The 23,551-nt window shown below is 35.3% G+C and carries 22 protein-coding genes; 14 read left to right on the top strand and 8 right to left on the bottom strand.

Annotated elements, in window-relative coordinates; genetic code table 11:
* Window positions 1-38: 38 nt before the first annotated feature.
* The 8 genes from RMR19_RS06170 (at window position 39) to mutY (ending at window position 8,643) form a co-directional block, all read left to right on the top strand.
* Entirely contained in the window at window positions 39-1,094 is a 1,056-nt protein-coding gene (locus RMR19_RS06170) for an aldose epimerase family protein (protein WP_310602627.1), read from the top strand.
* 309 nt (window positions 1,095-1,403) lie between these two features.
* On the top strand, window positions 1,404-2,108 hold the full coding sequence (gene purC, locus RMR19_RS06175; protein ID WP_310602628.1) for a phosphoribosylaminoimidazolesuccinocarboxamide synthase: 705 nt from the start codon (window positions 1,404-1,406) through the stop codon (window positions 2,106-2,108).
* Between the two features lie 19 nt (window positions 2,109-2,127).
* Entirely contained in the window at window positions 2,128-3,567 is a 1,440-nt protein-coding gene (purF, locus tag RMR19_RS06180; RefSeq protein ID WP_310602629.1) for an amidophosphoribosyltransferase, read from the top strand.
* A gap of 92 nt (window positions 3,568-3,659) precedes the next feature.
* Window positions 3,660-5,093, top strand: coding sequence for an adenylosuccinate lyase (purB, locus tag RMR19_RS06185; RefSeq protein WP_310602630.1), 1,434 nt, complete (start codon window positions 3,660-3,662; stop codon window positions 5,091-5,093).
* Between the two features lie 318 nt (window positions 5,094-5,411).
* Complete coding sequence (locus RMR19_RS06190) at window positions 5,412-5,915, top strand: RNA polymerase sigma factor (RefSeq protein ID WP_310602631.1); 504 nt, start codon at window positions 5,412-5,414, stop codon at window positions 5,913-5,915.
* Entirely contained in the window at window positions 5,902-6,855 is a 954-nt protein-coding gene (locus RMR19_RS06195; RefSeq protein ID WP_310602632.1) for an RsiV family protein, read from the top strand. Before RMR19_RS06190 ends, RMR19_RS06195 begins: the two co-directional genes overlap by 14 nt.
* 96 nt (window positions 6,856-6,951) lie before the next feature.
* The gene (locus RMR19_RS06200) at window positions 6,952-7,434 is read left to right on the top strand and encodes a DNA-deoxyinosine glycosylase (RefSeq protein WP_310602633.1); all 483 of its coding nucleotides are present in this window, start codon (window positions 6,952-6,954) and stop codon (window positions 7,432-7,434) included.
* 45 nt (window positions 7,435-7,479) lie between these two features.
* Window positions 7,480-8,643 (top strand): A/G-specific adenine glycosylase, encoded by a 1,164-nt coding sequence (gene mutY, locus RMR19_RS06205; RefSeq protein WP_310602634.1) that lies wholly within the window; start codon window positions 7,480-7,482, stop codon window positions 8,641-8,643.
* Between the two features lie 54 nt (window positions 8,644-8,697).
* Here mutY and RMR19_RS06210 read toward each other — a convergent pair whose 3' ends face one another.
* The 7 genes from RMR19_RS06210 to RMR19_RS06240 form a co-directional block, all read right to left on the bottom strand.
* Complete coding sequence (locus RMR19_RS06210; RefSeq protein WP_310602635.1) at window positions 8,698-9,423, bottom strand: hypothetical protein; 726 nt, start codon at window positions 9,421-9,423, stop codon at window positions 8,698-8,700.
* 118 nt (window positions 9,424-9,541) lie between these two features.
* Entirely contained in the window at window positions 9,542-9,676 is a 135-nt protein-coding gene (locus RMR19_RS06215; protein ID WP_310602636.1) for a hypothetical protein, read from the bottom strand.
* 243 nt (window positions 9,677-9,919) lie between these two features.
* Window positions 9,920-10,816: a LysR family transcriptional regulator gene (locus RMR19_RS06220; RefSeq protein ID WP_442871530.1), complete on the bottom strand. Its 897-nt coding sequence runs from the start codon at window positions 10,814-10,816 to the stop codon at window positions 9,920-9,922.
* A gap of 132 nt (window positions 10,817-10,948) precedes the next feature.
* Complete coding sequence (locus RMR19_RS06225; protein WP_310602638.1) at window positions 10,949-11,386, bottom strand: MarR family winged helix-turn-helix transcriptional regulator; 438 nt, start codon at window positions 11,384-11,386, stop codon at window positions 10,949-10,951.
* 179 nt (window positions 11,387-11,565) lie between these two features.
* Window positions 11,566-11,838, bottom strand: a complete 273-nt coding sequence (locus RMR19_RS06230; protein WP_310602639.1) for a TIGR03905 family TSCPD domain-containing protein — start codon at window positions 11,836-11,838, stop codon at window positions 11,566-11,568.
* Between the two features lie 27 nt (window positions 11,839-11,865).
* Entirely contained in the window at window positions 11,866-12,411 is a 546-nt protein-coding gene (locus RMR19_RS06235) for a glutathione peroxidase (RefSeq protein ID WP_310602640.1), read from the bottom strand.
* Between the two features lie 104 nt (window positions 12,412-12,515).
* On the bottom strand, window positions 12,516-12,989 hold the full coding sequence (locus RMR19_RS06240; protein ID WP_310602641.1) for a glutathione peroxidase: 474 nt from the start codon (window positions 12,987-12,989) through the stop codon (window positions 12,516-12,518).
* A 251-nt stretch (window positions 12,990-13,240) separates the two neighbouring features.
* Between RMR19_RS06240 and leuC the strand changes: the two genes are divergently transcribed.
* Window positions 13,241-14,506 carry a 3-isopropylmalate dehydratase large subunit gene (leuC, locus tag RMR19_RS06245; RefSeq protein WP_310602642.1) on the top strand — a complete coding sequence of 422 codons (1,266 nt, stop codon included), beginning with the start codon at window positions 13,241-13,243 and terminating at the stop codon, window positions 14,504-14,506.
* Between the two features lie 14 nt (window positions 14,507-14,520).
* Window positions 14,521-15,006 carry a 3-isopropylmalate dehydratase small subunit gene (leuD, locus tag RMR19_RS06250; RefSeq protein WP_310602643.1) on the top strand — a complete coding sequence of 162 codons (486 nt, stop codon included), beginning with the start codon at window positions 14,521-14,523 and terminating at the stop codon, window positions 15,004-15,006.
* Between the two features lie 1,043 nt (window positions 15,007-16,049).
* On the opposite strand, the gene RMR19_RS06255 is transcribed toward leuD, so the two are convergent.
* Window positions 16,050-16,430 carry a hypothetical protein gene (locus RMR19_RS06255; RefSeq protein WP_310602644.1) on the bottom strand — a complete coding sequence of 127 codons (381 nt, stop codon included), beginning with the start codon at window positions 16,428-16,430 and terminating at the stop codon, window positions 16,050-16,052.
* A 241-nt stretch (window positions 16,431-16,671) separates the two neighbouring features.
* Here RMR19_RS06255 and RMR19_RS06260 point away from each other — a divergent pair, with 241 nt between their 5' ends.
* The 4 genes from RMR19_RS06260 (at window position 16,672) to ilvB (ending at window position 23,122) form a co-directional block, all read left to right on the top strand.
* Window positions 16,672-18,090: an aminopeptidase gene (locus tag RMR19_RS06260; protein ID WP_310602645.1), complete on the top strand. Its 1,419-nt coding sequence runs from the start codon at window positions 16,672-16,674 to the stop codon at window positions 18,088-18,090.
* Between the two features lie 537 nt (window positions 18,091-18,627).
* Entirely contained in the window at window positions 18,628-19,716 is a 1,089-nt protein-coding gene (leuB, locus tag RMR19_RS06265; protein ID WP_310602646.1) for a 3-isopropylmalate dehydrogenase, read from the top strand.
* Window positions 19,717-19,776: 60 nt separating this feature from the next.
* Entirely contained in the window at window positions 19,777-21,447 is a 1,671-nt protein-coding gene (gene ilvD, locus RMR19_RS06270; RefSeq protein ID WP_310602647.1) for a dihydroxy-acid dehydratase, read from the top strand.
* 1 nt (window position 21,448) lies between these two features.
* Complete coding sequence (gene ilvB, locus RMR19_RS06275; RefSeq protein WP_310602648.1) at window positions 21,449-23,122, top strand: biosynthetic-type acetolactate synthase large subunit; 1,674 nt, start codon at window positions 21,449-21,451, stop codon at window positions 23,120-23,122.
* The last annotated feature ends 429 nt before the right edge of the window (window positions 23,123-23,551 follow it).

The raw sequence follows: 23,551 nt of genomic DNA on the forward strand, positions 1-23,551 counted from the left end.
AATAGCAATAGAAAAGTAATATAAAAGGAGAATGTATAATGAATATAAGGAAAACAGTATTTGGAAAAACAAGCAATGGTGAGACAGCAAGTCTTTATACCCTTACAAACAAATCAGGAATGACAGTAACATTTAGTGATTACGGTGCAACAATTGTGAATGTATTCGTGCCAGATGCAAAAGGAAAATTAGAAGATGTAGTTCTTGGATATGATAATCTTGAGCAATACACAGGCAATGCTCCTGGTTTTGGGTCTTTTATTGGAAGACATGCAAATCGTATCGGGAATGCATCATTTACAATCAACGGCAAAACATATGAACTTGAGAAAAATGATGGCAATAATAACTTACATTCAGGAAGCAAGAGCTATAATAAATTCCTATATGAAACAGAGTATTATGAAGAAGATGGTTCTTTAACAATTGAATTCTCACGTTTAAGTCCAGATATGGAACAAGGCTTCCCTGGAAATCTTGATGTAACAGTAGCATATACATTAACAGAAGAGAATGAACTTGTAATTGAATATCTTGCAGTACCTGACCAAGATACGGTAATAAACTTTACAAACCATACTTACTTTAATCTTTCAGGACATAAATCTGGATCAATATTAAATCATAAAGTATGGATTAATGCAAATCAATTCACGCCAACAGATGACAGCTTAATTCCAACAGGAGAATTTGTTGATGTAGAAGGAACACCTATGGACTTCAGAACAGTGAAAACAATAGGACAAGATATTAACGCAGATTACAAACCATTAAAGCAAGGTGGCGGTTATGATCACAATTATGTATTAAATCGTGAGTCAGAAGATGTAGAGCTTGTAGCAGAATTAATTGATGAAGCAAGTGGACGTAAGATGGAAGTATATACAGATAAACCAGGTATGCAATTCTATACTGCAAACTTCCTAGATGGAGAAAAAGGCAAAGAAGGAACTACATACAACGCAAGAGATGGTGTATGTTTTGAAACACAATTTTATCCAAATGCTTGTAATATAGCAGAGTTTCCATCTTCAATTATTAAAGCAGAAGAGGAATACGATTTCGTAACAGTTTATAAGTTCACAACAATTTAATAACATTGAATTATAAGGAGTGCTTATGTAAGTGAGAGGTACTCCTTATTATTATTTTTAAGAGATTAATCAATCTACACAAAACAATAAAAATCAAAACTTTCCTTTTCGTGTAATTTGACAAAATTAAAAAAAAATGTTGCGTATCTTCGTCTCAAGTTTATAATTAGAAGTAGCTAATGTATGTTTACATTAATATTTTTATAAGGTTAACTGTAAAAAAATGTAACTCCATGGCGAGATATATGTAAAGAAACTGATAACCAATAGCAATCTCAAAACAGGGAATCAAAGGATAGGTGGCAAACGATGAAAAAGTTAGAAATGCTCTATGAAGGTAAGGCTAAAAGGGTTTACACAACAGATGTGGAAGATGTGTATATTGTAGATTACAAAGATGACGCAACTGCATTTAATGGTTTGAAAAAAGGAACTATCACTGGTAAAGGTGTTATTAACAACAGAATGAGTAACCATTTGTTTAAAATTCTTGCAGAAGCAGGAATACCAACACATTTTGTAGAAGAACTTAGTGATAGAGAAACTGCCGTTAAGAAAGTGGAAATTGTACCGCTTGAGGTAATCATAAGAAATGTTGCTGCTGGAGGATTTTCTAAGAAGGTTGGTATCGAAGAAGGTACAAAATTATTAGCTCCTGTTTTGGAATTTAGTTATAAAAATGATGAACTTGGAGATCCGATGATTAACGATTACTATGCTGTTGCAATGGGAATCGCTACTCGTGAAGAGATTGATAAGATAACAGAACTTGTGTTTAAAGTAAATGAAGAATTATGTAAGTATTTTATGTCTTGTGGAATTGAATTAATTGATTTTAAAGTGGAATTTGGTAGATGTAACGGTGAGATTATTCTTGCTGATGAGATTTCTCCAGATACTTGTAGACTATGGGACAGTGAAACACATGATAAATTAGATAAGGATAGATTCCGTAGAGATTTAGGTAACGTAGAGGATGCGTATGCGGAAGTATTTAAACGATTAGGACTTTAAGATAAGGGAAGGCTAGAGAATGAGTGAAAACAAAGTGAGTAGTATAATATCAGATGAGTTACATGAAGAATGTGGTGTGTTTGGTGTATATGATCTAGCTGGAAACGACGTAGCCTCTTCTATCTATTATGGACTATTTGCCCTACAACATAGAGGTCAGGAAAGTTGCGGTATTGCAGTATCAGATACAAACGGACCAAAAGGAAAAGTATCTTCTGTAAAGGGAATGGGGTTAGTGAACGAAGTATTTACCCCAGAAAGCTTAGAAGGTTTAAAAGGTGATATTGGAGTTGGACATGTTCGCTATTCAACAGCAGGTGCGAGCACAAGTGAAAACATCCAACCACTTGTTTTGAATTATGTAAAGGGTACATTGGCGTTAGCACATAATGGTAATTTAATTAATGCATTAGAGCTTCGTCATGAATTAGAATATACAGGAGCAATCTTTCAAACAACAATTGACTCCGAAGTAATTGCCTATCATATTGCGAGAGAACGTCTGAAAGTAGCAGATGTGGAATCGGCAGTTAAGAATGCAATGCAAAAAATCAAAGGGGCTTATTCCTTAGTAATTATGAGTCCAAGAAAGTTAATTGGAGCAAGAGATCCGTTCGGTTTTCGTCCTCTTGTTATTGGTAAGAGAGATAACTGTTATATTCTTGCATCAGAAACTTGTGCACTCGATGCAGTAAGTGCGGAATTTGTACGTGACGTATTGCCAGGTGAAATTGTAACGATTACGAAGGACGGAATTAAGTCCGACACAAGTATGTGTAGTGAAAAGACAGCAAGATGTATCTTTGAATATATCTATTTTGCAAGACCAGATAGTTGTATTGATGGAGTGAGTGTATATAATTCAAGAATTATGGCTGGTAAGATTCTTGCACAGACACATCCTGTTGATGCAGATATCGTTGTTGGCGTTCCTGATTCGGGTAATGCTGCAGCACTTGGTTTTTCTATGGAATCTGGAATACCATATGGGATGGCATTTGTTAAGAATAGTTATGTAGGAAGAACATTTATCAAACCAAAACAAAGTGTAAGAGAATCAAGTGTTAAGATAAAGTTGAATGTTCTTAAAGAAGTTGTAAAAGGGAAAAGAGTAGTTATGATTGACGACTCGATTGTACGTGGTACGACAAGCGAGAGAATCGTTCGTATGTTAAAGAATGCAGGGGCAACAGAAGTTCATGTTAGAATCAGTTCACCACCGTTCTTGCACCCTTGCTATTTTGGAACAGATATCCCATCAGACGATCAATTAATTGCACATAATAATACTGTAGAGCAAATTTGCGAAATGTTAGGAGCAAATACACTTGGCTATCTTGATGTGAATCGCCTTGCAGAATTGTTAGGAAATAATATGGGATACTGTAGTGCTTGTTTTACAGGAGATTATCCAATCGAGCCACCAAAAGAGAATATTCGCGGTGACTTTGACGAATAAGAAGATTTTTGTTACTATATAGTATAAGCGTAATTATGCAGAAGGAAGAAGTTCTGAATAGTTACTTAAAAACAATGAATGGAGAAATACACATGAGTAATGATAGATATGTAAGCCCTATGTCTGAAAGATACGCAAGTAAAGAGATGCAATATATCTTCTCGCCAGATATGAAATTCCGTACTTGGAGAAGACTTTGGATTGCACTTGCAGAAACAGAGAAAGAACTAGGTTTGAATATTACTGATGAGCAGATTGAAGAGTTAAAAGCTCACAAAGATGATATCAACTATGATGTTGCAAAGGAAAGAGAAGCTTTGGTTAGACATGATGTAATGTCTCATGTGTATGCATATGGCGTACAATGTCCAAAAGCAAAGGGAATTATCCATCTAGGTGCAACATCTTGCTATGTTGGTGACAACACGGATCTTATCGTAATGACAGAAGCTCTTAAATTAGTAAGAAAGAAATTAATCAATGTTATTGCAGAATTAGCAGATTTTGCGATGAAATACAAAGACCTTCCTACATTAGCATTTACACATTTTCAACCAGCGCAACCAACAACAGTAGGTAAGAGAGCAACACTATGGTTAATGGAATTTAAACTTGACCTTGAAGATTTAGATTACTTAATTGATTCTATGAAATTACTAGGTTCGAAAGGAACAACAGGAACACAAGCAAGTTTCTTAGAATTATTTGATGGTGATTATGAAAAAGTTAAATTAGTAGACCGTACAATTGCTAAGAAGATGGGATTTGAAGAATGCTATCCTGTTTCAGGACAAACATATTCTCGTAAAATTGATGCAAGAATCTTGAATGTATTATCAGGAATTGCAGCAAGTGCTCATAAATTCTCGAATGATATCCGTTTACTACAACATCTTAAAGAAATCGAAGAACCATTTGAAAAGAACCAAATCGGTTCAAGTGCAATGGCATATAAGAGAAATCCAATGAGAAGTGAAAGAATTGCTTCTTTAGCTAACTATGTAATGGCAGATGCATTAAATCCAGCAATGGTTGCATCTACACAATGGTTTGAAAGAACATTAGATGATTCTGCGAATAAGAGAGTTAGTATTCCAGAAGGATTCTTGGCAATTGATGGTATCCTAGACCTTTGTTTAAATGTTGTTGATGGTCTTGTTGTATATCCAAAAGTTATCGAAAAACGTCTTATGTCTGAACTACCATTTATGGCGACAGAAAATATTATGATGGATGCTGTTAAAGCTGGTGGAGATAGACAAGAACTTCATGAAAAGATTCGTCTATTATCAATGGAAGCTGGTAAGAATGTAAAAGAGAATGGTTTAGATAACAATCTGTTAGAACTTATTGCCGCTGATCCAGCATTTAATATGTCACTTGAAGAGCTAAAGAAAACAATGGATCCAAGCAAATATGTTGGTTGTGCACCAATGCAAACAGAAGAATTTATTACAGAGGTAATCAATCCAGTGTTAGAAGCAAGTAAAGAACTTTTAGGAATGACGGCTGAAATTAACGTATAATGTATAAAACATTTTGAATTGAGAACAGTCTGTGCAAAGGAGAATTTTGAACATATTCAAATAGATATTTATAATTTAGTGGGAAATATTTGTTTGGACTTACATTCAACAATAGCATTAGAAGAGTTATATAACTATTTGAATGATATATAAAAAATTATATAGGAAAATACTACAAAAAAGAGAAGCTCATAGATTATCTGAATTGATTGTCTATGAGTTTTTCTGCAAATAAGTTTTTTATAAAAGTATTAAATTCTAAAACTTTTGCATCTGTAAAATCATCTAAAGGATGTAGGAAGGAGATTATGTATTTCTATGAATAAAGAAAAATATGAGATAGTGAAGGAGTATGTAATTTCAAATCAACAGAAATTCTATCGTTTGGCATTCTCTTATGTAAAGAATGAAGAAGCTGCTTTAGATGTTGTACAAAACAGTATATGTAAGTTACTTGAGTGCTATGAAGAGATACATAATATGAAGTATCTATCCACTTATTTTTACAGGGTGATTGTCAATGAGAGCTTAGGATTTATAAGAAAGAATTCCAAAGAGATTGTCTGCGGGGAAGAAAACATACGAGAAGAAGCATACGTACAAGAATACGGAGTAGAAGGGGATGATACAGTATTACAAGCTTTAGATACTCTCACAGATGAAGTTAGGACGGTTGTTGTGTTGCGATTTTATAATGAATGTTCGCTGAAAGAAATTGCAAAGATAACTGAGACAAATCTAAGCACTGTAAAATCAAGATTATATGCAGGGCTAAATCGATTAAAACAGGCATTGCGGGAGGTTGAGAATGAAGAAAGATAACAAGAGAGTTCAAGATGCAATTCTTAATAAAAGTAAGCAAAGTTATAATCAGATTCCAGTACCAAAGGAATTGCATAATCGGGTAAATGAAATGTTTCATGAATATGAGCAAAAAGAGAAGGAGATGGGGAGTATGAAGAATACGATGGATGATACTACAAACACGAAAGAAACAGGTAAGCCAAAAAAGATTTTGGTTCGTATAGGAGTGGGGATTGCAGCATGTTTTGCTGTGTTTGTAATTGGACTTAATACAAGTGAAACATTTGCAAAAGGGGCTGAGAAGATACCAGTCGTTGGAACAATTGCAAGAGTGTTGACCGTTCGTACATATGAAGATACGAATGAGGATAGAACAATCAGAGCAGATGTAGCACAGATAGAAGTAGAGACAGATAATGAAAAAGTGAAAGAGGCTGTGGCTGACTTAAACAAAGAGATTGGGGAATTAGTTGACGAACATATTAAGTTAGCAAATCAGCATATTGCTGAATATAAAGAGGCGTTTATAGCAACTGGTGGTACAGAAGAAGAATTCACAGAAAAGGGTATCGTTGCAAATGTATCACATGAAATTAAAACAGAGACAAATGAGATGGTTTCAATCGTGATTACATCTTATGAAAATTGGGCAAGTGCATATACAGAACAATTCTTCTATACGCTTGATTTGACAACAGGAGATGTGTTAACATTAAAAGATATCTTAGGCGACGGATATATTGAAAAAGCAAATAAAGCAATTCGTGAAGAGATGGAACAGAGAGTGAATGCTGGAGAGAATATCATGTATTTTACAGAAGAAGAGGGTGGATTTGTTAGCGTTGATGAAAACGTAAACTTTTATGTTAATGAAGATGGTAATCCTGTAGTTGTATTTGAAAAATATGAAGTAGCTCCAGGTTTCATGGGAATTCAGGAATTTGAAATAGCGAAGTAAATTATAAAAGAAAAACGTGATGTTCTTCAAGAGTATCTTATTGTACTTGGAAGAAGGAAGTCTGAAAGCGTTACAGTTATCATAAGGGAGGCACATATGTCTGATACAATCATTCATCCAATACAACCAATTTTTAATGAGGATTCTAATATATTGATTCTTGGAACATTTCCTTCGGTAAAATCAAGAGAAGGGCAGTTCTTTTATCATCATCCACAGAATCGGTTTTGGAAGGTGTTGGCAAATGTTTGTGAGACAGATGTGCCCTCCTCTATTGAAGAGAAGACACAGTTTTTGCTAGAGAATAAAATTGCAGTTTGGGATGTCATTCAAAGCTGTGAGATTACAGGCTCTAGTGACAGTAGTATTAGGAATGTAATACCGAATGATTTATCAATTATATTGCAACATTCGAAAGTAGAGAATATTTTTGCGAACGGAAACAAATCATATGAATTGTATAATAAATATTGTCTTCCAGTGATAGGTCGTGATATAATTAAACTTCCGTCAACGAGTCCAGCGAATGCTTCCTTTTCTCTTGAGCGGTTAGTTGAAGCTTGGAAAGTCATAAGATAGAAGTCGGTGACAAAATGTTGTAATTGAATGATAAAGAGGTTCGAGATGAGCGAAATAGATGATAAATCATATGAATATAAAGAGATTGTTCCATATCTTGTAGATTGGTTTGGAGCAAATGCGAGAATTTTGCCATGGAGATTAGACCCCACGCCTTATCATGTGTGGGTTTCTGAAATCATGCTACAGCAAACAAGAGTAGAAGCAGTAAGAGGATATTATGACAGGTTTCTTACTGCATTACCGACAATAGAAGATTTGGCAAATGCATCGGAAGAGACAATATTGAAATTGTGGGAAGGGCTTGGCTACTATACAAGAGTTCGTAACCTACAAAAGGCAGCAGTGGTTATTGTTAATGAATATGATGGCAAAGTACCTGATTCCTATGAGCAGTTACTAAAACTACCGGGTATCGGAACTTATACAGCAGGTGCAATCGCCTCAATTGCGTATGGAATTCCGGTAGCAGCAGTAGATGGTAATGTATTTCGAATTGCCCATCGTCTATCTGGAAGTTTTGCTGATATTACAAAAGCAAGTGTTAAGAAGCAACTGGAAACAGATTTTGCTGCGATTATACCCGAAGATGCAGCGGGGGCATTTAATCAATCGTTAATGGATCTAGGGGCGACAGTCTGCATACCAAATGGAAAGCCATTATGTGAGAAGTGTCCAGTGATGCATCTGTGTATCGCATTTAAGAAAGGTTTACAGGCACAGATTCCAGTTAAGCCAAAGAAAAAAGGAAGAAAAATAGAAGATAAAACAGTATTCGTACTTGAATATAAAGGAAAAATAGCATTACACAAACGTCCGAAAAGCGGTTTGTTAGCAGGTCTATGGGAATTACCGAATATAGAAGGTAAGAGTTCTATAGATAAAGCACAGGACATGTTAAAACAGTTTTTTTCTAGTGAAGAGTCTGATTGTATAGAGCTGACATCCTTGGGAGAAAAGAAACATATCTTTAGCCATATTGAGTGGCACATGACAGGTATCCACATAAAATTCACCAAAAGTGAACAAATGGAACTGTTTTGTGGACAACTTGGGAAGAATGATGATGCAGATGTGGATAACTCTACTGTGAGAGAAGAGTCAAATTATAAAGAGAATAGTATGAATAGTTATAGAATTGTTCCTTATAAAGAAGTGGAAGAGTCCTATGCATTGCCATCTGCATTTGAAGGATATAAGATTTGGTAAAGTCATAAATCTTAGTTCCTCAAATGTAGATATGATTTATATAAGAATAGGTATTTATAAAGCAGCTAATATATTTTCTTTCGACAATTCTATAGGTGTTTGGGGTTTGGTGAACTTAACAACCTGTTTATATAATATATTTGCTGCTGTTTCTTTGTCTAATACTTGATTTAATTCTGTGTGTGCAATATTACCATCTTCATCTGAACCAGAAATTTTAAATATTTTTTTCAAAGCCGTGTTAGGGCATTTTGCGCATAAGCGGATTGTATGCTTGTCAATTTTGTTTATTGTAAAACTAATGAAGGCATTTTTAAGACGATACGAATGAAAGCAGTTTATATCAAGTTGTTCGTCAGTGAAAGTTCCTTGTTTTAATTTTTCCATTAATATATCAGCATCATCACACTTTATATGAGCGTTATATTCTATATAAGTGCAATAGAAGTGTTCTCTTTTACTTATCCCCTCAGTAATTTCTTGTCCAAAGGTGTTTTGATATGCTTTAGCAAGAAGCTGACAGAAAGTTTCAGTATCAATTTTATCAAAGGGAACAAAGGTATCTTTTTTGGCACTGTACAATCGATTCAAGTCAATAGTCGTATAAAAAAAGTAAACATCTCCCCATCTTTCATAATGTAAACTAAATAAATTAATTCCCAATATTGGATTTTCATCAAACGCTTTTTTGGTGTTTTCCTTGGTTAAATCATATTTCTGGCTTATATTTTGATATGTTTGTTTGTCAAGATAATAACTTAAAGTAAGTATTCCAATCATTTTAGAAACCTCCTATACCTATAGATTGTTTATTATATAAGTTTAGCATAAAGCAAAAAGAGAGCCAAGCAAAAAGTTCAAAATAATCTTTTTACTTGGCAGTATATTAGTGTAGGGGTTATCCAAAGTACTTTCCGATTCCAAAACTAATTCCGGCTAAGATGCCGATGAATAAAATAACTTCTCCAATTGCCTTTAGAAATAGAAATTTAATCTTGCTAAACTGTTCTTTCTTAGTATCATAAATATACATAACTATATCATTCCTTTCAAAAACATACCAATGTGTTTCGTAATTCCTAAGAGCATATTTTCATATGCGCTCTAATACTATTAAACCACAAAATCAAAGTTTATGTTTTAAGATATGTGAAAGAATTGATGAATTATTCTTATGAAAATCTTATGAAATTATTAAGTAGGGGGGTGACCCTAGGGCGTGTCAATTTGAGCTTCAAAATGGCATCGTCGTCCTTATCAAATTAATATTATAATTTTATGCTCTCTCTTGAAAGAAATCAATGAATTTCTGTAGTGATTCCGATGGTTCTGCATTCTCTGCATAAGCAAAGCCTACATGACGTTTGGAGATAGGAGCTACAAACGGTACTTCGATTAAAGTACCATTTTTTAAATCTTCACGAACGAAATCTTTAATAACACAACTTACTCCTAGACCAATCTTTGCAAATTCAACTAGTAAGTCGATGTCGTTTACTTCAAGAATTCTATTAGTTTCTACATGATAAGTTCTGAAGTAGTTATCAATATACATTCTAGTAATATTCTCTTCGTCAAGAAGCATCAAATTTGCAGACTTGAATACATCGAAATTATCCTCAGACTCACGAAGTTTAAGATTATCCATATATGTTTTTGTTGCAACAAAACCATCTTCAATTTCTGCGATTGGGAAGAATGTTATATTGCGCAGTTGTTCTGGTTTAGCAATTAGACCAATATCGATTTTGCGACTTTCAAGTAGCTCAAGTGTTTGAAAAGTTGAGTGGCAGTCAATTGTAATCTTGATATGTGGATATTTAATAATAAAATCTTTAAGATAAGGAATCAACAAATACTTACAGAGAGTAGTACTGACACCGATACGGATATGACCGATTCCAAGTTCGTTAACTTTTCGAATCGTATCTTCTCCAAGCTGTAATGTTTCAAATGCAGATTTCGTATGTTCGTAGAGCATCTTACCTTCATCTGTTAGATGGACACCACGAGAATTTCTTGTAAATAAAACAACTTCAAGATTTTGTTCTAATTTGCTAATTGCCTTACTAATAGCCGGTTGGCTAATATATAATTCTTTTGCCGCACGTGATATATTGCCAGTCTCTGCAACGCAATTAAATATTTTGTATAGGGATAAATTCTGTTCCATAGTAATAACCATGCCTTTCTCGTAATCTGCCTGATCTAAATAATCCATTACATAACTTACTATTATAGCAAGAATATATTTGTATGATATTATCTTATACCAAGATGGGGGGAGAATGCAAGTGGAAGTTAGTTACTCGTTACAAGAATTCAATACTTTGTATAGAAGCTGATAGAGTGTCATAGCTTCTTCTGGTGCAAGGTTAATACATTTTCCAATCTGCATAGGGACTTCAACAGCCTCTTTTTTTAACTCTTCACCAGCGTCTGTTAAAGAAACTGTTAGAATTCTTTCATCCTGTTTATCACGGCTTCTTGTGATGTATCCTTTTTGCTCTAATTTCTTTAGAACTGGTGTTAATGTACCAGAATCCAAATAGAGAAATTCGCCCAGCTCTTTTACACTCATCTGTTTGTGTTCCCACAATACCATCATTGTAATATATTGTGTATAAGTCAAATCAATGGAATCGAGAAATGGTTTGTATTTTCTTACGATTTCTTTTGAACAGGCATACAGTGGAAAGCATAATTGGTTTTCTAATTTTAAAGCATCATATTTATTCTGCATAGTATTGTACTCCATATCTATTCGTTTCATTGTATCACTATAGTTTTTGAATCATTAATAAATTGCATACAATTAAATTTACCATCTTTTTTCTTTTATTGCAATGCTGATTTAAAGATTAAGACGACAGTGTTAACATACTGTTACTGTGAACGTTATGTGTGAACAGTAACAACATACTACTCAGCAGCAAATTCTTTCTGTGATTCGTTATAGGCTTCGCGAACAGCAAGAGCTAGTTGGTCAGCACAAGAAGTTGGACGTCTTCCGCAAGTAATACCATGACATTTTTCTTCGATTTGCTCTACGGTCCAGCCTTGTACAAGAAGTTGGATCGCCTTTAAATTTCCGTTACAGCCACCAGTAAATTCAATGTTTTTTACGATGTCTCCATCTAACTCAAGTTTAATATTTGTAGAACATGTATTTTTTGTAGTGTAGTTATATACCATAATTATCATCCTTTCTGATTTTAAAATTTAAAGTAATTCTCTCATTTTTTCTTCTATAACATCCATACGCTCAGTTGGTTCAAAACGTTCCACGACATTTCCACTTCTATCAATAAGGAATTTTGTAAAGTTCCATTTAATATCAGCTTCTGTCTTATAACTAGGATTTGTTCGTTCGAGTACACTTTCGATAATAGGAGTTAGAGGATGCTCTGAATCAAATCCAGAGAAGCTTTTTTCGTTTTGCAGAAACATATAAAGTGGTAATGCATGTTCGCCATTAACATCAATCTTAGCGAAATGAGGGAAAGTGATTCCGAATCTTGAATCACAGAAGCTTACAATTTCCTCATCACTTCCAGGTGCTTGATTACCAAACTGGTTACATGGAAAATCAAGAATTTCAAGACCACTGCTTTGATATTGCTCATATAAATCTTGTAAATCATCATATTGAGGAGTAAAGCCACATTCTGTTGCAGTATTTATAATAAGTAACACCTTACCTTCATAATCCTTTAAATGAATAGTTTCTCCATTTGCATTTTTGGCTAAAAAATCGTACACGTTCATCTTAATCTCTCCTTTAAAGTTGTTTTTTGTTTGTGAGTATAAACGTTTATTTAAAAATTCTTTGTAGTGTTTCATTCGTTTGGTAGTTAGAACGATGATGTCAATTATAAAAGTTTCTCAATTTCCTGCTTTATAGCATTTGGTTTCGTAGTTGGTGCAAAACGACCAACAACATTTCCTTTTTGGTCAACAAGGAACTTTGTAAAATTCCATTTAACATTGCTTCCAAGAATACCACCCTTTTGTGATTTAAGGTAAGTATAGAGAGGAGCAGCATTTACACCATTAACATCAATCTTTTGAAACTGTGGAAATGTAATTCCGTATCTTGAGTTACAGAAATCAGCGATTTCCTCAGCACTACCGGGAGCTTGGTTCGCAAACTGATTACATGGAAAATCTAAAATCTCAAACCCTTTCTCTTCATATAGTTCATACAAATCTTGAAGCTCATCATATTGTGGAGTAAAGCCACAACCAGTAGCAGTATTAACAATAAGTAAAACCTTATCCTTGTAAATCTCCATAGAAACTTCATTGCCGTTAGCATCTTTTACTTTATAATCATAGATATTCATATTAAAACGTCCTTTCTTAAATATTGTTTGCAATTAAATTGTATGCAATTGATATAAATGAATTGTACACAATTTAATTGCGGTTGTCAATAGGTTTTTTGAAAATTTGAAAAATGTTAAAAGTACAATTCAAACAACATAACTAAATAATATAGTAAATATGATTAATATGTATTTTATTTATAGCTAAACGTGTGTTAGAATAAACGTACATTAGATAACCAAAACATTTTAAATAGGAGGATTTAATTATGGGAATGACAATGACACAAAAAATATTGGCTGCCCATGCTGGTCTTGATTACGTATCTGCAGGGCAATTAATTGAAGCGGATCTTGATTTAGTACTAGGTAATGATGTAACAGCACCAGTAGCGATTCACGAAATGGAAAAAATGAATACAAAAACTGTATTCGATAAAGATAAAATAGCACTAGTTCCAGATCATTTTACTCCAAACAAGGATATCAAATCAGCAGAACACTGTAAGTGTGTTCGTAATTTCGCAAAAGAAAATGATATTACTAATTACTTTGAAATTGGTGAAATGGGAATTGAACATGCATTGTTACCAGAAAAAGGTCTTGTTGTAGCTGGAGATGTTGTTATCGGAGCAGATTCACATACTTGTACGTATGGAGCACTAGGAGCATTCTCTACAGGTGTTGGTAGTACAGATATGGCAGCAGGAATGGCAACAGGAAAAGCCTGGTTTAAAGTACCAAGCGCAATCAAATTTGAATTGACAGGAAAACCAGCACAATGGGTTAGCGGAAAAGATGTTATCTTACACATTATCGGAATGATAGGTGTAGATGGAGCATTATACAAAGCAATGGAATTCGTTGGTGATGGTATTGCGAATCTATCAATGGATGACCGTTTTGCAATGGCAAACATGGCAATAGAAGCAGGAGCAAAGAATGGTATCTTCCCTGTAGACGATCAAACAGTTGCATATATGAAAGATCATTCAACAAAAGAATTTACAACATATGAAGCAGATGAAGATGCAGAATATGATGAAGTTTATACAATTGATTTATCAACACTTAAATCAACAGTTGCTTTCCCACATCTTCCAGAGAATACAAAAGCAATTGATGAAGTTGGTGAAGTAGTAATTGACCAAGTAGTAATTGGTTCTTGTACAAATGGTCGTATTGAAGACCTTAGAGTTGCAGCAAAAGTGTTAGAAGGACGTAAAGTTGCAAAAGGAATGCGTCTTATCGTATTCCCTGCTACACAAGCAATCTATCTTCAAGCAATGGAAGAAGGCTTACTTGCAACATTTATCAAAGCAGGTGGTGTTGTATCAACTCCAACATGTGGACCATGTCTTGGTGGACATATGGGAATTCTTGCAGCAGGAGAAAGAGCAGTTGCAACAACAAACCGTAACTTTGTAGGTCGTATGGGACATGTAGAATCAGAAGTATATCTTGCAAGCCCGGCAGTAGCGGCAGCAAGTGCAGTAACAGGTAAGATTTCAGGTCCTAGTGAGCTTGGATTATAAGGGGGATTATAAATATGAAAGCATGTGGAACAGTACACAAATATGGTGATAACGTAGATACAGATGTAATTATTCCAGCAAGATATTTGAATTCATCTGACCCAGCAGAATTAGCGAAAAAATGTATGGAAGATATCGATGCAGACTTCGTTAATAGAGTAAAACCAGGAGATATCATGGTTGCAAACAAAAACTTTGGTTGTGGTTCTTCAAGAGAACATGCACCAATCGCAATCAAAGCATCAGGTGTTAGTTGTGTAATCGCAGAAACATTTGCAAGAATCTTCTACCGTAATGCAATTAATATAGGATTACCTATTATTGAATGTGAAGCTGCTGCTAAAGAAATTGAAGCTGGCGATGAAGTAGAAATTGATTTTGATAATGGTATGATTTATGACAAAACAAAAGGAACAGAGTACCAAGGTCAAGCCTTCCCAGAGTTTATGCAAAAAATCATCAAAGCAGAAGGGTTGATTAATTATATCAATCAAAAATAGGTGGGTGACTACCTGTGTATGGTAGGTTTGTGATGCAAAACTTTTAGGTTTACGAGCTTCTTCGTTGCTACCCTATAATACGAAACACGCTACACACCTAAGTACTTCTAAGTGTGTATGGAAAGCTATTGGAATTTTACGGAATCGCCCTCAATTCGGCATCCTGCCTTAGGGCATATCTTGAAAAATCATTGCACTGTTCTGCACCCTCCACTCAGCGGTCTGAAAGCTCAAAAATTAGTCAACGTAGCTCGCTACGCCTCCTGATTTTTGAACTTCCACCCCACTAAGTGGAGTGCACAGTCCAGTACAAGCATTTTTCAGACACGCCCTAGCTCAGGCTGGCTCGGCGTCCATGCCTCGCCTTCCTAGGTTATCGATATACACACTAAGAAGTACTATAGGTATTTCACTACCATTTCTTAATTATAGGATAGCAACAAAGAAGCAAGATAGATATTGAAGTTTTGCAAGCACAGTTTGTTGATACACAAGTATGCGTAATTTATGTATGAATAAATAATGTCGAGAGCAAACATTTTTCAAACATAATTATATATTCATCGTCAAGGTTACCCTTGACCTTTTGCACCCGAATCATAATAGATAAAAAATAATTAAAAACAATAAAGAAAATAAAGAAAAGGTAATATCAAGCTATGCCGTTCATTAACGATAGCAAAGATGTTACCTTTTTTATTTCTATTTTTAAAATTCAAATACAAATTTATTGATATCTAATCGGTTCTATTCTACCAATAAAGTAGCTATGCAAAACTCAGCCACCTAAATCAGCTTATTTGTAGCGCTACTATGGCAAAGAAACGATAGCGGAGCACCGATAGAACTTCTTAGTGTGTACTACCACAACCTAGGAAGGCTCGGCATGGACGCCGAATCGAAGGCGATTCCGTACACTTTGTAGTACCTATCCGCACACACTTAGAAGTCCTAAGGTGCGTAGCGTGTTTCGTGTCATAGTACCGCTACAAATAAGCTTTGAAAACGTAACAGTTTTGCATCACAACCTACTACTTCTTATCCTAATCTTTAGGTTTAGCAAACAACACTCTGCATACAAGGGCAAGTCCACCAAATATGGTGATAAGATATAGTAGCCACTCATATAAAGTAATTGTTTGTAATCGAATATGAACAGACATAATAATCGATACAATAATAAGTAAAAGACCAAGAGCAGCCACAAGCTTAGAAAGAAAAGACTCTGGTTTTGCAAATAGCATAATAATACCAACGATAAAAGGAATAAAGACAGCACCAGTAGGAAGATGAACACTACCGTAGCTAATACCATAGCTAAAGAAACTGCTAGAAACGCTAACTCGACTAGTAAACAGATAGAGACCAATTACCAACATAGCAAGTCCAACAACAAATTCAGCTAATTCATTTCTTTGTTTCATTCAAAATACCCTCCTCTAAATTGACAAAAATCATTGTTTATAGTATATACTAAAAACGGCTATAAGGAAACTGATTTAATCTAATTGTAATATTTGAAATAGCTTAAAATGTAAATAATTCTCAAGTATGAATGGCGTATAAAATATACATGTATATTCAAGAAAAATAGAGAATAATACATTGACTATGAGAAAAAAATGCCATACAATACAAATAATGCAGAATGATAACTCTGTGAACATGACTAGAATAGTGGAGGAAAAGAAGTTGAGTGAAAAGAAAATAAATGAAGTAGTATGGTCCAAATATTCAGAAGTGGAACTAAAAGAATTAGAAAGCCTTAATAAAGGATATAGAGAATTTCTTGATACTGGTAAAACAGAAAGAGAATGCGTAGAAGCAACTGTTGCAATTGTAAAAGAATATGGTTATATTGATCTTAATGAAGTAATTGCAGGAAACAAAACTCTTAAAACAGGAGATAAAGTATATGCAACATGCATGAAGAAAGCAATTGCATTATTCAATATAGGAAGTGAGAAGATTGAAAACGGTTTATCAATTCTTGGTGCTCATATTGATTCACCACGACTTGATATCAAACAAAATCCACTATATGAGGAGAAAGGATTCGCATATCTAGATACTCATTACTATGGTGGAATTAAGAAATACCAATGGGTTACTATACCATTAGCGATTCATGGTGTTGTAGTAAAGAAAGATGGAGAAGTAATTAATGTTGTAATTGGAGAAGAAGAAACAGATCCAGTCGTATTTATCTCTGATTTGCTAATTCATTTAGCAGGAGAGCAGATGACTAAGAAAGCTGATAAAGTAATCGAAGGGGAAGCCCTTGATTTAGTATTCGGAACAATTCCATTAAAGGATACAGAAAAAGATGCTGTAAAAGCAAATGTTCTTAAATTATTAAAAGATAAATATGGATTTGAAGAAGAAGATTTCTTATCAGCAGAATTAGAAGTAGTACCTGCTGGAAAAGCAAGAGAAGCTGGTATGGATTCAAGTATGATTATGGCTTATGGACAAGATGATAGAGTTTGTGCATATACATCTTTAATCGCTATGTTAGAAGTTGCAGATATGAAGAAGACAAGCTGTTGCCTATTAGTTGATAAAGAGGAAATTGGAAGCGTTGGTGCTACTGGTATGCAATCAAAATTCTTTGAGAACACATTAGCAGAATTAATCGACCGTTTAGAAGGATTCTCAGAATTAAAATTAAGAAGATGTCTAAGCAATTCTAAGATGTTATCTTCTGATGTAAGTGCAGCATATGATCCTTCGTTTGCATCTGCATTTGATAAGAAGAATTCAGCGTACTTTGGAAAAGGCCTTGTATTTAATAAATATACTGGAGCTAGAGGAAAGTCAGGAACAAATGATGCAAATGCAGAATATTTTGCAGAAATTCGTAGAATGTTAGAATCACATAATGTAGCATTCCAAACAGCGGAACTTGGAAAAGTAGATATGGGTGGCGGCGGAACAATCGCTTACATCCTTGCGTTATATGGTATGGAAGTAATCGATAGTGGTGTTGCTGTACTTAATATGCATGCACCTTGGGAAGTAACAAGTAAGGCGGATGTATACGAAGCAAAGAAAGGCTATGTAGCATTTTTGAAAGAAGCATAAAAGCGATTAAAGAGAAGATACAATAGCATATGAAATAATGAAATAAAGAGAATGATATAACATACAAAACAATAGAAAGTTTCTAGTAGGGACTTTCTATTGTTTTTTAATAATTTGCATTGATTTTTCTTTGAAAGTAAGCTAATATATAAATAAGGAATGAAGCAATAAAATACTATAACTTTGGATTATAATATGTATAATCTAAAGGAATGTGCCTAACACAAGGGTAAAAAGGCCATGCGTTTCATGCTTGCATGAAAAAGCATGACCTTGAGACCCGCAAAACATGAGAAAGTAGCTCGAATAGAGCGGATTTCGAATGTTTTAGGATTGCGGGAGCATGAAATGCGGAGCAATCCGTGTGTTAGTTATATAATATAACACAAGGGTAAAAAGGCCATGCGTTTCATGCTTGCATGAAAAAGCGTGACCTTGAGACCCGCAAAACATGAGGAAGTAGCTCGAATAGAGCGGATTTCGAATGTTTTAAGACATTTCAGCAGATAATAATTCGTAGAAAGGATGTTGACAAGAATGAACTATAATATAGCAGTAATACCTGGAGATGGAATTGGACCAGAAATCGTAACAGAAGCAAGAAACGTGCTTGATAAGATAGGAAATGTGTATGGTCACACATTTAACTATACGGAAGTTTTAATGGGAGGTTGCTCCATCGATGCAACAGGAGTACCATTAACGGATGAAGCAATGGCAACAGCACTAGCAAGTGATTCTGTTCTTCTTGGTGCAGTAGGTGGTAATGTTGGTCAATCAAACTGGTATGAACTACCTCCAAATCTTAGACCAGAAGCAGGGCTGTTAAAGATTCGTAAAGGATTGAATTTATTCGCAAACATCCGTCCTGCGGTATTATTTGATGAATTAAAAAGTGCATGCCCTTTAAAAGAAGAGATTATAGATGGCGGATTTGACTTTGTAGTAATGAGAGAACTTACTGGTGGTATATACTTTGGAGATCGTAAAACTTACGAAGAAAATGGTGTAATGACAGCAGTAGATACGCTTACTTATAACGAAAATGAAATTCGTAGAATTGCAAAATGGGGATTCGATATTGCCAGAAAGAGAAACAAGAGAGTTTGTAGCGTAGATAAAGCGAATGTATTAGATTCTTCAAGACTATGGAGAAAAGTTGTAAAAGAAGTTGCAGCGGACTATCCAGATGTTGAACTTAGTGATATGCTAGTAGATAACTGTGCAATGCAGTTAGTAAAGAATCCAAAACAATTCGATGTTATCTTAACAGAGAACATGTTTGGTGATATCTTATCAGACGAAGCAAGTATGGTAACAGGTTCTATCGGAATGTTAGCATCTGCAAGTTTAGGAGATACGAAATTAGGATTATATGAACCAAGTCATGGTTCTGCTCCAGATATTGCTGGAATGGATAAAGCAAATCCAATTGCAACTATTTTATCAGCATCTATGATGCTTCGTTACTCTTTTGATTTAGAAGTAGAAGCAGATAAAATCGAAGAAGCAGTAAAAGCAGTATTAAGAGACGGATATCGTACAGTTGATATTATGTCAGAAGGAAAACAATTAGTAGGAACAAAAGAAATGGGCGAACTTATTTGCCAATACATTGAAAAATAGAACAAGCAAATAATATTAACATGCTAATAATATTAGCAAGCAAATATAGGAGGAAATATCATGAGAAGTGATTCAGTAAAAACTGGTATGCAACAAGCACCACATCGTTCCTTGTTTAATGCACTTGGAATGACAAAAGAAGAATTAGAGAGACCATTAGTTGGTATTGTAAGTTCTCATAATGAGATTGTACCAGGTCATATGAACTTAGATAAAGTAGTAGAAGCTGTAAAAATGGGTGTAGCCATGGCTGGTGGAACTCCAGTTGTATTCCCAGCGATTGCAGTATGTGATGGTATTGCAATGGGACATATCGGTATGAAATATTCCCTAGTAACAAGAGACTTAATCTGTGATTCAACAGAAGCAATGGCAATGGCGCATGGTTTTGATGCTCTTGTTATGGTTCCAAACTGTGATAAGAATGTTCCGGGTCTTTTAATGGCAGCGGCAAGACTTAACCTTCCTACTGTATTTGTTAGTGGAGGACCAATGCTTGCAGGTCGTGTTAAGGGTGAAAAGAGAAGTTTATCAAGTATGTTCGAAGCAGTTGGCTCTTACTCAGCAGGAACAATGACAGCAGAAGATGTAGAAGAATTCGAGAATAAAGTATGCCCTACTTGTGGTTCGTGTTCAGGTATGTACACAGCAAACAGTATGAACTGTTTAACAGAAGTACTTGGTATGGGACTTGGTGGAAACGGAACAATTCCAGCAGTATATTCAGAAAGAATTAAGTTAGCAAAACATGCTGGTATGAAAGTAATGGAATTACTTAAGAATGATGTTCGTCCTCGTGATATTATGACAAGCGATGCATTTATGAATGCATTAACAGTAGATATGGCACTTGGATGCAGTACAAATAGTATGTTACATTTACCAGCGATTGCTCATGAAGCAGGCGTTGAATTAAACTTAGATATTGCAAATGAAATTAGTGCGAAAACACCTAATCTATGTCATCTTGCACCAGCAGGTCCAACGTATATGGAAGACCTTAACGAAGCAGGTGGCGTATATGCGGTAATGAATGAATTGAATAAAAAGAATCTATTATATACAGATTGTATGACGGTTACAGGAAAGACAGTTGGAGAAAATATCGAAGGTTGTGTAAATCGTAATCCAGAAGTAATTCGTCCAGTTGAAAATCCATACAGTGAAACTGGTGGTATTGCCGTATTAAAAGGAAATCTTGCACCAGATTCCGGTGTTGTTAAACGTTCTGCAGTTGCGCCAGAGATGTTACAACATGAAGGCCCAGCAAGAGTATTCGATTGTGAAGAAGATGCAATTGAAGCAATCAAAGCAGGTAAGATTGTAGCAGGTGACGTTGTAGTTATCCGTTACGAAGGACCAAAGGGTGGCCCTGGTATGAGAGAGATGTTAAATCCAACATCTGCAATTGCAGGAATGGGACTTGGCTCTAGCGTAGCACTTATCACAGACGGTCGTTTCAGTGGAGCATCAAGAGGAGCATCGATCGGTCATGTTTCTCCGGAAGCAGCAGTTGGCGGACCAATCGCATTAGTAGAAGAAGGCGATATTATCAAAATCGATATCAATGCAAATACACTTGATATGGACGTATCAGAAGAAGAGTTAGCAACAAGACGTGCAAATTGGAAACCAAGACAACCAAAGATAACAACAGGTTATCTTGCTCGTTATGCATCTATGGTTACTTCAGGTAACAGAGGAGCTATATTAGAAGTTAAGGGGGATTAGTATGCAATTAACAGGTTCAGAAATATTAGTGGAATGCCTGAAAGAACAGGGAGTTGATACGATTTTTGGTTATCCTGGTGGTGCAGTTCTTAATATCTATGATGAATTGTTCCGACATCAAGGTGAAATCAAACATATCCTAACTTCTCATGAGCAAGGGGCTTCCCATGCAGCAGACGGTTATGCAAGATCAACAGGTAAAGTTGGTGTATGTTTAGCAACAAGTGGTCCAGGAGCAACAAATCTTGTTACAGGAATTGCAACTGCATACATGGATTCTGTTCCAATGGTAGCAATTACAGGAAATGTTACAGTACCATTACTTGGTAAAGACAGCTTTCAAGAAGTTGATATTGCTGGTATAACTATGCCAATTACAAAGCACAATTTTATTGTAAAAGATGTAACAAAGTTAGCAGATACCCTTCGTCGTGCCTTCAAGATTGCGATTTCTGGAAGACCAGGACCAGTACTTGTAGATATCACGAAAGATGTAACTGCAGCGAAGACAGAATATACGAAAACAGTACCAGAAAAAATCGAACGTGTAACAGAGACAATCAAAGAAGAAGATTTAGCAAAAGCAATCGATATGATTAATGCAGCAAAGAAACCGGTGATATTCGTTGGTGGTGGTGCAGTAATCTCAGAAGCGAGTGCAGAACTTGCAACATTTGTAGATTTAGTAGATGCACCAGTTTGCGATACGTTAATGGGTAAAGGTGCATTTAATGGAGAGAATCCAAAGTATACAGGAATGTTAGGTATGCATGGAACAAAAACTTCAAACCTTTCTGTAACAAAATGTGATTTGTTAATTACAGTTGGAGCAAGATTCAGCGACCGTGTAACAAGTAACACTTCCATGTTTGCAAAGAATGCAAAGATTCTTCAAATTGACGTAGACCCAGCAGAAATCAATAAGAACGTGATTACAGACCATAGTGTTGTTGGTGATGTGAAAGTCGTACTGGAACGTATCAATGCAAAATTAGAACAACAAAATCATAGCGAGTGGTTAAACACTGTAATGGATATGAAAGAAAAATATCCATTAAAATATAACGAAAATGCATTAACTGGCCCTTACATCATTGAGAAGTTATATGAGATAACAAAAGGGGATGCAATTATCACAACAGAAGTTGGTCAACATCAAATGTGGTCAGCACAATACTTCAAATACCAAAGACCAAGAACATTCCTATCATCAGGTGGTCTTGGAACAATGGGATACGGATTAGGTGCTTGTATCGGTGCGAAAGTTGCAAATCCAGATAAAGTAGTTGTAAACATGGCTGGTGACGGATGTTTCCGTATGAATATGAATGAGATTGCAACAGCAACTCGTTATAATATTCCAATTATTCAAATCGTATTCAACAACCATGTACTTGGAATGGTGCATCAGTGGCAGACATTATTCTATGGCGAGAGATATTCTCATACGCTATTAAATGATTCGGTTGACTTTGTAAAACTAGCAGAAGCTATGGGAGCAAAAGCATACCGTATCACAAAGAAGGAAGAAGTAGAAGATGTATTAAAAGAAGCAATTGCACTGAATAGCCCTGTTGTAATTGACTGTCAAATTCAAAGTGCGGATAAAGTTTGGCCAATGGTTGCACCAGGTGCGGCAATTGACGAAGTACTTACAGAAGAAGATATGAAGTAAAAAAGTATGTTATGGTTACTATGAAGTTACTGTTCACACGTAGTATTCCGCGAGGTGTTTTTTGTGAGTGCAGCGAAGCGAAAGTCACAGAAAACCCGAGTTTAGCAGCGCCAAAATGCTGTTTTATCGCATTTTGTGTGCATCGCGGAGCGCGTTATTGTTCACGGAGTGAACAGTAACACTATGAATGTTATGTATGAAGGGTAATGAATTATGATATTGCGTCTTCCTGCATATAATGGTAAAATAGCGATAACAGTGCGATAATAGCGACGACACATAAAGGTTAGGACGCTATTATCGCAGATTCATAAGCAATGTTTATGAATCATATGAAGTTACTGTTCACACGCAATATCCCGCAAGGTGTTTTTTGTGAGTGTAGCGAAGCGAAAGTCACAGAAAACCCGAGTTTAGCAGCGCCAAAAT

Source organism: Anaerosporobacter sp. (assembly GCF_031551385.1).
Lineage (GTDB): Bacteria > Bacillota > Clostridia > Lachnospirales > Lachnospiraceae > Anaerosporobacter.